We start from the raw sequence: 12,967 nt of genomic DNA, 5'->3' as shown, positions 1-12,967 counted from the left end.
TGAAGTGAACGTTGCTCTATGGGGCATGATCTTTTGCGCGATGCGGGCTGTTCAGCAGCTCATTTAGCCCAAGACCCGGCGGGCTATTCCCTACCGGGTCGCCAACTGGGAGCCCGTGGCCTAGCTCACAATTGTGTTGGCCGGCGTCTATCGTTCGGTTCTGCTCGGTCGCTAGTCGGCGTGCCATACCGGTGGGCCGCAAGCTCGGCCTGCGCAACCTTTTCTCGTAGCGAAATCACCTCCGACATTTGCCGCTCCAGACGACTTTGCGGAGTGATTCTCGGTTTCGAGCTGCTACGTTTTTTCTGCTTTGATGTCATGTGACCACGCAAAATCTTTCTCACGGTTGCGCGACGATCTGCGCAGTAGTGCACCTCCGGTCAGCATGTTCCCTAACGTAGTATATCTACAGCTATAGCGAAAGGACACGGTCGGGTATGATGATGCCTTGGGGACGTTCCGGTTGCCATCGGCGCGGATTTCTACGCGATCAGCACGCGACGGTCTGTGATCTGGTTCACAGGTTGTGGTTCTTGAGCACGTCGACCATCTTCGGTGTTGCCGGTCAAAGGATCCTATCTACAAGATCTATGCCGACCGACGTGAGCAACCAGATCCATCCCAGCATGGCTGTCGCAATCGCAAGGACGTAGACGCTTTCGGCGATCGTTTTTCGTCGACGTCGCGAGATCGAGGCGACCGCACGTGGCGAGATGAAAAATCGCATCGCGAACCCATTATCGTCTGCGGGTGCTCATAGTTAAGAGAGCCGGGGAGAAACACGCTTGTTTCTCCAACAAGTGTTGGCCAGAGCAATAAGACCTTGGGAGTATCACAAGCTCGATATCGACAAAGAGAAGCCGCCCGGCTTGGAGCGAGCCACAAAATCGATCGTTGTGTCGTAGAGGCGCTTCAACGTTCCGTGAAGACATTGCTCGGTTCATCCTCATGCGTGCCGGGCGCAAAATCAACGCCGCCGCGGTGTTTGTCCGGGGGGCAGAAAACGCAGCGCCAAGAACTTAAGCCCGCCAACGACCCTCTCAAGAATTGGCGAATGCCGGGAGCTGATCGGCTAAGTGATCCAATGTGCTGACGTGCCGCGATTCGCGTCGCGCTTGTGGGGGTCTTCTTGCGTGAAACAATCCCCCATGACGGCAACGAACCCGCGGGCAACGTCAGGCGGAAGATCGACCGGTTTGCCAGAGCCCACGTTAACCTTAGTTCTTTCTTTCGATTGTCGGTCAAATTTTATCAGTTAGGCTGACCTCAATTGGTGAGCGCCTGAATCTATTCTTTTCCAACATCAAAGTTCACTCGCGATCTATCCGGTTGCAAGGCGTTTCAATTTGAAGAACGCTTGATGGTTATTGCGTACTGCCTAATTGCGGCCGGCGGATCGCTTTCGCTGCTCGGCTTCGTCGCGATCGCGCTTGACAGAAATGCCTTACGTGACGCGTCGATCTGATTGGCGCAAAAAGCAGAGTGCGAACTACGACCTTCACCATTCGTTGGATTCTCAAATCATGTCGAGGGATCCATGGTTGTTTTATGGCTCGATAGTCTGGGCGCTTGCGTTCGTTGGCGTCCTGACCATCATGATCGTCGCTCCCTAGCGGCCTGAACTGAGCGCTAAATATTGCGATGAGATCGCGCGTTGATCTGTTGATGGCACTGTCAACTGAGCCATCGGACTTGCGGTACGGTTCCAGCTGTTGCCCTTAGCCGGCATACGTCTGAGCGATCATGACGTTCGCTCACGTTGCGGAAACACTCGCTGATCTTTTGGCGTTATGAGATGGAGGCGGAATATGCGGCTGGCGTGTGCCTTGGCATACGGAAACGACCCTGACCCAGCGATAGATTGGGCATCTTATGTCCCATTGAGACATCCGGTCCTGGAGCTCCAATTCCGAAGTTCGCAAGCTATTGCGGCCCCTCCGATGCGAGCTTCGGAATCAAAGGAACTCTAGCTAGCAACCTATTGATTTGAGTAGCGGCTTTGAATTTGAAGTTCCTATAACGAACCCGCGGCGAAACTGATAGGAACCTCGAATTCGCCGCCCTAGTGACACCCCGGCAAAATGAGCGTAATTGATGTTCGAAAGCAGGCCGAAAAACGACGGCATGCTTAAGCATTCTCATGGATTTTAGTTGAGGTTCCGACGCGGCGTTCTGCAGTGCAAGGAGACCGGTGTAGGCCGTGGCTGACATTCGAAATATCAGATCGGGTACCCGTGGTGGTGAGCCGCCGCGGCGATTGATGCCGCGCCGTCTTGCCGCGATCGTCGCCGGCGATATCGCTGGCTACAGCCGTCTAATGGAAATCGATGAAGATGGAACGCACGGCCGTGTGAAAAGGATCGTACGCGACCTCATAGAGCCCAGCATCGTCGAGCACGATGGCAAGCTCGTCAAAACCACTGGAGATGGCTTTCTCGCGATTTTCGACAGCCCGGTCGAAGCCGTGCGATGCGGAATCGTGATCCAACAAAACATGGTTGGACGTAATGCGTCGCTGCCGAAAAATCATTGGATCGAATATCGGATCGGCGTCAATCTGGGTGACATCATCATTGAGGCAGACGACATATATGGTGACGGCGTCAATATTGCCACGCGCCTTGAGGGTATTGCAGAGCCTGGTGAGGTTTACATCTCCGGCGGCATCTATGAGCAAATAAAGCACAAGCTGGTTTGCGGATATGAGTCGCTAGGAGATCGCAAAGTCAAGAACATCACCGATCCCGTCAGAGTCTATCGCGTTCTCCCCGACGCGGCGGCCTATAACGGTGCGCGGAAGCGACGCGAGACTGCTCTGATCTTCTTGCTAAGCCTCACATTGATGATCATCGGGGGCGGCGCGCTTTGGTATTTGCTCTCGCAATTCTCGACCAGGGGGACGGATCGGGCATCGGGCGCGGCTTCGTCGCAAGCAACGAAAGCCTCACCGCAACCTCAGACCGCTCTCTCGGGCGCGCCTGCCACGCAGCAGGCTGCGTCCAATGTTCAACCCTTGGCGGCAGCGCCAACGGTTCCTCAGGTTTCTTCTACACCTTCTCCCATCACATCTGGTGCCGCTGCGATCCATGAGCCTGAAATGACGCCGTTGCTAGGCGGAACCTTCGCCATGGGGAGCAACGAGGATATTTCGGAGAAGCCCGTTCACCACGTCACGATCAAGCCTTTCGCCATCAGCAAGTATCCAATCACCGTTCGCGAATGGAATGAATGTGCCGGGGCGAAGGTATGCACGTTCGTGGCGACGGGTAAAGACGATGCTCCGATTACGAATGTAAGCTGGAGCGATGCCAAGCAGTTTGTTGCCTGGCTTGCGGGCGCGACGCAAAAATCTTACCGGCTTCCGAGCGAGGCTGAATGGGAATATGCGGCGCGCGGTGACACACAGACCAAATACTGGTGGGGTGACCAGTTGAAGCATGGTATGGCCAACTGCAAGGATTGCACTGACGCAGCCGGGGCCGAGCAACCGGTTAAAGTGGGAAGCTTCGACCCGAATCCCTTCGGTCTTTACGACATGGGCGGCGGTGTCGATCAGTGGGTAGAGGATTGCTGGCACAAAACGTATCAGGGTGCGCCATCGGATGGTTCGCCATGGAGCGCAGGAGATTGCAACTCCCACGTCATTCGATCCGGCTCATGGAGGAATGACGCGACGTATGTTCGCCCGGCGAACCGAGACAATTACGATACCAATGTTCGGTATCCGACCCATGGATTCCGTATCGCCTTGTCCCGGTAAACCGGTCGAAGAAGAGGACATTCATGAAGATCACGCGGCTCGTGATATTGTCCGGCATGCTGACAATGCTGTCCTTTGCCGTCCAAGGCCAGGACAAGCCTGCAGGCAAGAATGCCATGGTATATTTCGTCTGGCCGCAGAACGGCGCGACGATCAAAGGTGGGTTCTGGTGCCGTTTCGGCTTGCGCAACATGGGCGTGACCCATGCCGGTGACGATTACCCCAACAGCGGGCACCATCATTTGCTGATTGACGTCAAAGAACCTCTTAATTCCAGTGAGCCAATTCCGTCCGACAAATCTCATCTTCATTTTGGTGCAGGGCAGACCGAGGCACGGATTGAATTGCCACCGGGCAAGCATACGCTTCAACTTGTGTTGGGCGATGCCAAGCACTATCCGTTCAACCCTCCGATCGTTTCAGAGAAAATCACGATCAACGTCAAGTAGCGATTGGCGAACTGCCAGCGTTCGACGCATTTTTTGACCAGATTTTTGCATTGGCCTCTTCGCAAGCCCGGCAGCCATAACGACGGCCAAACGCCCATTCGCATGATCGAATTGATCTGGCCACTTCTGCTTCGGGGTAGCGAAGCCGACCGCGGGCAGGGCGGTCTTCGACGTCTGCTCATGATTCTGGCTGTATGAAAGCGCTGCGCGGTCGCTATGGTTCTCTCTGCCGATTCTAGGGGGAATTGATGAGGCGCTTCGTTGGGGGGCCAATCGCGGGCGATGCAAACGGCGATCCGCTCTCTGGCGCGTTTAGGATCGTGCAAATTGTCGGCAGGCGTTGAGTGATTTGCATCGAAACCGGCGTTGAAATTTGTTCTGAATTGGCTTCGCGGAGGTTAAATTAGGACTATCTGTTAGGTGGAGGTGCAGCATGAAGGCACTCAGTTTTGGAGTTTTGCTGGTTATGACCGCGTTATCGAGCGCCCACGCGCAGCGCTCTCCCGAAACGCTTCCTCTAGTGACGGTTGATTGCTACCAATCCTTTGCCGCAAAGACGCCTTTGCCGGAACTTCCGTCAAAGGAAATCGCCATCGACGGCGGCAATCTCGATACACCATTGATACGCTACAGGCTTCAGGTTGCCGACAAGCGAACTCTCAAAATAATCAAAGACCCTGATCGGGCCGCCTATCGAACAGAGTACGGCAGGAGTGTTTGGGAGATTAAGCGGGACTTTACGAGCCTGCACCAGATCGTGGGTTGGCGAGAGGAATTGCCGGGTGGAATAGTTAGGCTTTTTACATTTGACTTTGAGGATCTCTTGCTGAGCACAATTGACATCTCGCCGGCGCGTTCGATTGCCGCCGGGGTAGAACTTCACGTGATGAGGTGCAGTAAATCGATTTAGTTCTGGTGCCCACTTTCCGAAGTTCGTGCTCGATCGCAGCACCCACCTTCACGAAATTCGGAGATTCATGGGCTACTCACAAGCTTATTGATTCTAGTACCGCTTTATCGATCTGAAGTCCCTGGTCGAATTCGCCGCTTGTGGCGCAGGGACTTCAGATCGGCGGTACTAGGAGCTTCTCGACACGGGTCTTCACGCGACAGACGGCGATTCAATCTAATTGTATCGGATTAGGCGATGGTCGCTGGCACGCGCGCCGGCCATGCAGATGCCGCCTTCCGACCCCGAGCCGGGGGATACGCGGATGCTCGCGCGATCCGGTGATTGGTGGAACGCAGGCTTCAATCGGTATTGTTTAATCAAAATTCCGGAAGCTCATAATGAGTGAAGCTGCGGCAGGCGACGCTCGACCAGTTCGGCCGATGCGGCTTGCTTGCGCACTTGAAAGAAGGTGAGAATCTCCTGAGACGTCTCGATGTTAAGCTGAAAGAACTGCTCTTTCATATTATCAAGGTCGCTCGTCTTAATGCGATTGTGCTTGGCGCGCAGAAACAGCAGAGCCATAGCAGTGTCCCATTCAAACTCATTGGCTTTGGCCAAGATGAGCGTCATTTCTGTATCGGCAAGCGCCCGTTCAACGGCGGTAACAGGCAGCGAGCACAGCAAGGATAGCCCGACCGTCACCTCTTCGACCTTGCGAGCCCGCGCGTAGTTGAGAACGAGATTCTCGTTTAGCTGGCCAAGTTGATGCTGGGCTGTGACGACCTTCTTTGCCGCAAAGTAACTTTCGGTTGCCGGTCCAAATTTCGACTGCAGTGCGCCCGCGACGTCGATGACGGACGATTGAATTTCTTCGAGCAAGTCCGGACGCTCTTGCGATAGCCTTCGTTTGACGTCATCCGACGCCTTTGCAATGAGCTGCTGAAACATTGGCCTGGGAATGTCTTTGCGCACACCGAGGCTTTCCGCGAGAATGGAGTCGTCGGTTGATCGCTTTATTGCGTGCAGAAAGCCGAAATTCGAAAGCTGAGCGCCGTCATTCGTTGCGACCGATTTCAAAACGTCGCGATTGCCACGGGTCACCAACTCATCCGTCACGTCGGTAGGAATCGATTTGCGTTTTGAGATTGCCAGAAGGTGCGACTGACTTCTGGTTCTAATATTCTGGATTAGAGTTTTGACGTCCAGCCGGTCGCAGTGTTGAAGAATTGGCCCTGCAACGTCGATGCTGAAGTCGAAGGCGAGCTTGCTGACGACGCTAATCGGAGCCTGGGGCGCCTTGGCGAGACGTTTGGCTAGCCGCGCGCGCGCGGCGAGTTCGATCGCATCGGACAGCCGTCCGATGACTTCCCCAAAAGTCCAAATCTCGTCGTCGGTGTAGCTGCCGACCATGAGCATGTTGGTGGCGTACCACAGCGCCCTCTCGCGGCTGTCGGCAGATCCCCGCAGAACAGCTTCGTCCAAATCTTTGAGTAAGAACTTCGAGGAATCTCTCATGGGGTTTCCACGGCAATGTGGCAGTCCCGGCAGCCTAAAAATGCTCGGATAATATTCCGATAGCCTAATCGGTTTCTATTAATTCAGCTTTAAAGGCGTATCTCCTTGAGTTGCAAATGCAAATTGGACAACCTCGATCGGCTGGGCGTTCGCTGAGCAGGTTTGCCCGGCTGAAGGACTGGCCAGCCGTCGCTCCTCGCCGAGCGCTTCCTTGACCGTCCTCGTAGCCAAGCTCTCTTCTCTCTATGGATGGGCGCCATCTTTTGCCGTCATCTGTTCTTCCGTGATCCGACATTCTAATTCGTGACTTAATCTACGAACGTCGGCCCAACCCTTTTGAAGCAACCTTTCAATTATGATGGGCGATGCGGACAGCAAAATACCTTTCAACCGGGTCCACGCAGCTGCTGTATGAGCTGTCGCTCATTTATTGTTTTGAGTAGCGGCCTTGAATTTGAAGTTCCTATAACGAACTGACGGCGAAACTGATAGGAACTTCAAATTCGCCGCACCCGTACTGCTTGACATCGCAGTTCGCAGCGGTTTGCAATATTGAAATCTTGGAAGCAGACAGGCGTGACTGGTCGCAATACCGAACAGAGCCGCCGCTGATCTGATCTCAACCCAGCAGCGGCTTTTTCGTGGGGTTGTCGCCAAGCGACCAACCAGCTTTCAGCCCCCTGGCTGCAAATGGAAGCCTCAATCCGTGACCGACGAAGTAAGCTTCCACCGCATGTGCCAGAAATATGGCGGCGCTGGACAAGGCAATAATCGCAACAACGAAATGAAACATAGAACCGTCCTCATGCAATAAGCTGGCAGGTGCAATAATCTCCAGGCTATTAAGTCCTCCCTCTGTTTCAGAAGTATTTCGTGACTCCAACAAATGGTTTCGTTCAGCCTATTTCTGGGATCTGAACGGGTTTTCTGGGCAATTGTGACTGTTAAGATACAGGCACGCTAAGACGACGACCTGTCTCAAGCCGCTCTGATCGACGGGGACAGTCAGAAACCCGATCACTATCTCGGCAGCGCTTGGCGGCCTGCGCCCCGGACAAATGTCGATTACCCATGCCTCGGGCCTCAGATCGCTCTCAAGGGCTTCAGCGGCTCCAGTCGCGCGCGATGTGTTGGCAGGCACCAGTCACTGAGTGGCGGCTTGGGTCGCTTTTGAACCTTTTGCGCCCTGCGACGCCTAATGTCTGGGGTAGTGTAAAAGTGTGGAGTTATCAAATGGGCATTCATGAAGGGCACGTACCGGTCTCAACAGAGCCAATAGTCGATCTCGCTGCCCAAATGCAGGAACTGCTCCGGTTACGCGAGATGGTCAGGCAGGCACAGTTATCGGTCCGAAAATCTCAGCGCAAAGTTATTGTCAATGTGCAAGAAGCGCGGCCAGATCGATGAGACGATCGTGTACCACACGCGGCTTGCTTCAAAGGACATTCGATCGTGAGGTTACGATCGCTTTGAGAGATTTGATGAAGGCGTTACGGAACGAAAAAGCCTCGTTGCATCCAGGAGAAACGTAAGGCCGTAGTGAGCGGCCCTTTTTCATTGCAGCGCCGCAGCAGGGTTCGCCATCGTTTGCTTGTTCTTAGAGCCTGCGCTTGGATCTTGGATCTTGGATCAAGGCGGACCTGGGAAATCTATCCGACGCGTTAATTCGAATGCGCACCAACAAATTGTCATTCAGGCAAGGACCGTCCCTTTAGGAGGTCCGTACCTGCCAAAAGCGGAGCAACCGTTGCGCCGTTTCCCGATTCATGGCAGCGAACTGCTCTTGGGCTTTTGTCAGTTCTAGCGCGCTCGCTGAACCGCTCATGTATCGGCAGTTCAGGATCGTGGTAACTGTATCCCAGCCAAGCTCCGCCGCCTTGCAGGCAACGAGAATTCCATCGTGGCGCATGCTTTGCATCAGCGGACGGACGACCTCAACGCTCGACTTTGATAATCGCGCAAGTGCTACGATAGTGTCTTCATAACGTCGCTGTTTCGCAAAGCCCCGCAATGCGCCTTCGTTGAGTTCGCCCTTTTCCTCCAACAACGCTACGAAGCGCGCTGCGTTGCTAAAGTCGTAGGTCTTTGACATATCGCGGCCCACGCCGGCCGCGACAGCCTCGATTGCGTTCCTTATCTCTTCAAAGAGGTGAGGAGGTGCACTCGACAGAAGTCGTGCATGAACCGTCTCGGTAGCCTTGCGCAATAGTTGGTCACGGAGTTTCGGCGGAAGATCGACCCGAAGGCCTGTTTCTACCGCTAGCTCCGGATCAGCCTCTGCCTGCGCAACCAAAATTGCGAAGCCGGCTGCTGAGATCTTGGCGCCTGGATTATTGATAATCCGACGACTGACCGATGGAAAGTCGCGCGCTAACAACACATCGGTGACGACTTCCTTCAACCACCAACGCGACGCAATCGCAAGAAGGTGCCGCTCACTCTTAAGCCGAGCTATCTCGACGAGATCTTCCGCGGTCAAGCAAGCCGATTCCTTTAAGACAGGCTCAGCGATGCTGATGTCGTCGTTTCGAGCAAGCTGGCGTACCGCCGATGGCGGTGCCCGCGAAACATGCGCGAGTCGGGCGCTGAGTTCGGCAAGAGCAACTCGGGCGCTGATGTCCGCAATTGCACGAATCTCAATCGTCTTGACGAGGCGCTCAAGTACCTTGTCGAATATTTCCACCTGGTCGGCAGCGTATTGACCGGCCGATGACAGGTACAAATCCGCCACCCGTTCGAGTGTCTCGAGGGCCTTGATGTCCGACGAAGAACTTAACGCTGATTCAACTTCTTCGACGATGGATAGCGTTGAGACTGGCATCGCTCGTCCTGAGCGCAACTGTGGGGGCGCGCTATTCTAAGCAAGTGTCGACAATAGTTTGAATAATTGAAGGACCCGTAAAGTCTCGCCGTGCGTCAAAGCCATTCGCCTTGGCAAGGTCCCCTTCGGTCAGCCCGACTGATCGGCGCCGCTCTCGGACCACACGGTAGGCTGGCCAGCATTGATCCAACCATGAGGAAGACGAGCCCCAGCACGATAGGCACCGCTCGCGCCCGAGTTACCGTCAATTTCCATCCGGTCCTGGTTCGCGTGCGGGATAGAAGGCTGCACCGAGGCGCCAAGGAGGCAGTTGTGCCGCTGGCAAACGAAGCCTCCGCAGAAAATTAACGCGCCGTTCACCATAATTGTTCATCATAGCGCCATTTTATGAGCACCAAGGATTTTTGTGATGACGCAGCGCATCCGCAAAGCCACAGAGCGCCAGGAGAACGTCCTTAGCTTCGTTCGGTCATCGGAGCCGGATCTGGCAGCCAACGCACTTGGTCTGGTCTATCAGGCTGCCGAGGTTTTCAGCGACATGGAAGCTCGCGCACGCGAAATGGAAGCTCGCGCTCAGTCAATGTGCAAAGCTGCCACGGAAAGATTGCTTTCCGCTGAGCAGCGGAGCGAGGCCGCAGACCGCGCGAGGCGACAAATTATTGCCGAAGCCGAGTGTAAGCTTCAGGATGCCTCACGCGCTTTGAGGCAAGCCGAGTTGCGTATCACGGCGGCTGAAGATCGGGCAACGGCGGTTGAATTGCGTGCCCAGGTAGCCGAAGCGAACGCGCGAGAAGCAGTGGAGGCGCTTGCACTCGTGGAAGAAGCCATTCGCAAACGCTTTTGCGCCGAATCCCCGACCAGCAAAAATATGAGTACGGCAGCCTAGTGCGGTGAATTTGAAGTTCCTATCAGTTTCGCGGCAACCTCGTCGTAGGAACTTCAAATTCTAAACCGCACTGGAGCCACGTAATGGACTAGCGCTCCTCTGTTTCCGAAGTTCGCATCAGAGGCCGCCCCAATAGTTGGCGAACTTCGGAATCGGAGCACTAGACAGGCTCTGCGACGTCGACATCGCGATCGGGAAAGGCAAGCCAGGTCATGGCCAGACGACTAGCCATTGCGCTCGCGGCAGGATTATCGCTCGGCGGTTGCTGTCACGACAGATTCGGGTATCCGGTTTCGGATTCGAGCGCCTTGACGCGATTCCGCTCAATTCCGGTACCTCACCATGCAAAGCGGCCAAAGCCTCGAAGTACCAACGCCACCATCGTTACCTCCAAGGACATTCTTTCAAGCGAGGATGAGCTTTCCGAATCGGCCAACAATGAATTGAGCAAAAAGTTGATAATTTGCCGGGGCTGCGAAGATCCGGCGCCAACCGATCAGCCGGATTCAATTTGGCCCAACAGTTCAGCCAGTTTAACAGTCGATCAGCTTTCGACGTTATTTCCGCCGCGGTCGGCCTTGGGTGGCGAACCGCGATAAGGGGGTGCGATATCTCGAAAATGAAAGGCAGCCGCTGGATTGAAATCAGCGGCTGCAATGTTCTGGTATCGTGACCGGCCAAACGGTCACGTAGATGACGCCCTCAAGCCGTCAAATGAACCGTTTTCGAGGACCACCATCCATCGCGCAGTGACCGCAAGATAAAGAACGATCAAAAAGTCATCTCGTGATTGCGCGCCAAATAATTGGCTTCCTGCGCCTCCTGTGACAGCCGGGCCACGAAAGACCGAAAATTCCGGAAATTCCGGATTGTTGGCGATGTGAGCTGATTGGTAGGATCGTTCGCCTCTACCAATGAGCAGGTCGATCTTGGCCCCGTTAGCGGGACGAAAGTGGTCAACGGCGCGAGAGCTCGGAGTTCGGCCATCGTGGGTGGCTTCCGCGGTTGCCGCTCCCACCGTGGCCATCGAATTCGCCGCTTGTGGCGCAGGAACTTCAAATAGGCGGCACTAGCCTCCCATACAAAGTCCAATAGTGCACAGATAAAACCTGTTTCACGAAGCTGTGCTTCCAATAGGATCTTTGAACCGCGCCGCTTGTTGAGACGCCTAAATGGTACAGTGGCAGGAGGCTTGACCATGGACAGCGTCACGGGCGTGATGCCAGTGGGTTCGACGGTCGGCAAAGGGAAAATGCGAAGTAGACTATTTGTTGCGGGGTACCTGGCCGGAATTGCGGTCGCGACGATTGGCTGGGTATCTGCCCTCGGCTGGGTCGTCGTCAGAACCTTGGGGTGGCTCCTGACCTAACACAGACGGCCAACCAGATGCGGTAACTCTTCTATCCCGCAGCCAAACCGACGGCGAAGATGCGCGCCGCTTCCAGGGCAGCGCTACGGTCGGCCGTGCAGGTGGCGCGGGTCCTTGAACGCTCCAGGTCGTCATGATGGCTCCGACCCTTGCGATCTTGCTGCTCAGCGACCATTCAGGACGGGAGCGCTGCTTTTGGGGCGGTCGCGGTGCTCATCCTCCTGGTGGCGGTTATGGTGGTCTTGGCCGTCGCGGCCGTCCTGATCGGCATCCGGCGAATCCGCCGCTGAAGTGGCATCCGCAGGCGGCCTTATTCTCGCTTGGGATCACTGGCGATCGCGTGCTCTATTTCCATCGCGAGGGTCTTGTGGTGCTCGGCAAGTCTGGCGAATAGTTCGCGCTTCTTGGCATCGGTTGCCAAGTCGCGGATGATCTCACATTCGACGATCAGTTCCTGGATCTTCTCCAGGTGCTCCATCATGTCCTTCATGGCTACACCCGCATGTAGTGTTATGGGAAAAAGCGGCAGTCCACCACGCGGCAGGCCTTAACAAATGTTGGAGAGCGACCTGTGCTTTCGGACACTAGAGCTCCGCTACCGACGTTCGCAAGCCATTGCGGCCTCTTCCGATGCGAACTTCGGAATCAAAGGAGCTCTAGCAACCTATTGATTCGGGTAGCGGCTTTGAATTTGAAGTTCCTATGACGAACTTGCCGCATCCTGATAGGAACTTCAAATCCGCCGCACTGGACGACGTCACCGCGAGCGACGGGCAATCCGCGGGTTTTGTTTTGCGACATCGCGCCTGGGACCGATTAGTCCTTCGGTTCCGGCAACCGTCGCAGGTAGTGCAATACGGCAGCGCTGTATCCTAAGAGGACGATAGCGGAGATGGCGCACGCGAGGGTGATCATGGTCCGTGACCCCGGCTTTTGACTTTCCGTCATATTTGCACATCTCATCCTAATGTTGAGTTGAGACCATCAGTCAAAGGCGAAACGCAACTAAACATTAAGCATTGCAGTGACCGTCAAGCGTGTGATGGCACGGAAAGTTGGGAAGGGCTCGATACTTAAGCTTGCCACTTATGGATGACGGGCATTCAATGGAAGTACGGGTCCTTGGAGCGACCAGCGGTTCCACCCAAAATCTTCCGTTGCCTCGCGCCATCCACCGGTTCGCCCCGTCGGTTCCAGTCCCGACGAGGGTTTGCTTGGCAAGGCTCCGCACAAGCGAAGCCTTTTGTTCGCGCTGGTGTTGGCGACCTAAGGTTC

The 12,967-nt window shown here is 55.2% G+C and carries 10 protein-coding genes; 5 read left to right on the top strand and 5 right to left on the bottom strand.

Going from position 1 to position 12,967, the window contains the following annotated elements; translation table 11 throughout:
- Positions 1 to 2,200 precede the first annotated feature (2,200 nt).
- The 3 genes from M6D32_RS03760 (at position 2,201) to M6D32_RS03750 (ending at position 5,119) form a co-directional block, all read left to right on the top strand.
- Positions 2,201 to 3,760, top strand: a complete 1,560-nt coding sequence (locus tag M6D32_RS03760) for an SUMF1/EgtB/PvdO family nonheme iron enzyme (protein WP_298253503.1) — start codon at positions 2,201 to 2,203, stop codon at positions 3,758 to 3,760.
- A gap of 23 nt (positions 3,761 to 3,783) precedes the next feature.
- Positions 3,784 to 4,209 (top strand): DUF4399 domain-containing protein, encoded by a 426-nt coding sequence (locus M6D32_RS03755; protein WP_298253501.1) that lies wholly within the window; start codon positions 3,784 to 3,786, stop codon positions 4,207 to 4,209.
- 433 nt (positions 4,210 to 4,642) lie between these two features.
- Positions 4,643 to 5,119: a hypothetical protein gene (locus M6D32_RS03750; protein ID WP_298253499.1), complete on the top strand. Its 477-nt coding sequence runs from the start codon at positions 4,643 to 4,645 to the stop codon at positions 5,117 to 5,119.
- Between the two features lie 375 nt (positions 5,120 to 5,494).
- Here M6D32_RS03750 and M6D32_RS03745 read toward each other — a convergent pair whose 3' ends face one another.
- From M6D32_RS03745 to M6D32_RS03735, 3 genes are all read right to left on the bottom strand, one after another.
- Positions 5,495 to 6,616 (bottom strand): DUF2336 domain-containing protein, encoded by a 1,122-nt coding sequence (locus M6D32_RS03745; RefSeq protein ID WP_298253498.1) that lies wholly within the window; start codon positions 6,614 to 6,616, stop codon positions 5,495 to 5,497.
- A gap of 619 nt (positions 6,617 to 7,235) precedes the next feature.
- Positions 7,236 to 7,499, bottom strand: a complete 264-nt coding sequence (locus M6D32_RS03740; protein WP_298253496.1) for a hypothetical protein — start codon at positions 7,497 to 7,499, stop codon at positions 7,236 to 7,238.
- An 828-nt stretch (positions 7,500 to 8,327) separates the two neighbouring features.
- Complete coding sequence (locus M6D32_RS03735) at positions 8,328 to 9,437, bottom strand: DUF2336 domain-containing protein (protein ID WP_298253494.1); 1,110 nt, start codon at positions 9,435 to 9,437, stop codon at positions 8,328 to 8,330.
- A gap of 409 nt (positions 9,438 to 9,846) precedes the next feature.
- On the opposite strand from M6D32_RS03735, the gene M6D32_RS03730 reads away from it, so the two are divergent.
- Entirely contained in the window at positions 9,847 to 10,323 is a 477-nt protein-coding gene (locus M6D32_RS03730; protein WP_298253492.1) for a hypothetical protein, read from the top strand.
- A gap of 685 nt (positions 10,324 to 11,008) precedes the next feature.
- On the opposite strand, the gene M6D32_RS03725 is transcribed toward M6D32_RS03730, so the two are convergent.
- On the bottom strand, positions 11,009 to 11,350 hold the full coding sequence (locus M6D32_RS03725; protein WP_298253490.1) for a hypothetical protein: 342 nt from the start codon (positions 11,348 to 11,350) through the stop codon (positions 11,009 to 11,011).
- A 171-nt stretch (positions 11,351 to 11,521) separates the two neighbouring features.
- Here M6D32_RS03725 and M6D32_RS03720 point away from each other — a divergent pair, with 171 nt between their 5' ends.
- Positions 11,522 to 11,692, top strand: a complete 171-nt coding sequence (locus M6D32_RS03720) for a hypothetical protein (protein WP_298253488.1) — start codon at positions 11,522 to 11,524, stop codon at positions 11,690 to 11,692.
- Positions 11,693 to 12,002: 310 nt separating this feature from the next.
- Here the strand turns inward: M6D32_RS03720 and M6D32_RS03715 are convergent, their stop codons facing one another.
- On the bottom strand, positions 12,003 to 12,182 hold the full coding sequence (locus tag M6D32_RS03715) for a hypothetical protein (RefSeq protein WP_298253486.1): 180 nt from the start codon (positions 12,180 to 12,182) through the stop codon (positions 12,003 to 12,005).
- Positions 12,183 to 12,967: the final 785 nt, after the last annotated feature.

Origin of the sequence: Bradyrhizobium sp. (assembly GCF_027307225.1) — a bacterium.
Classification (GTDB): Bacteria; Pseudomonadota; Alphaproteobacteria; order Rhizobiales; family Xanthobacteraceae; genus Bradyrhizobium.
Note: the sequence above shows the minus strand (reverse complement) of the source record. Positions and strands in the feature narration are given on the sequence as shown.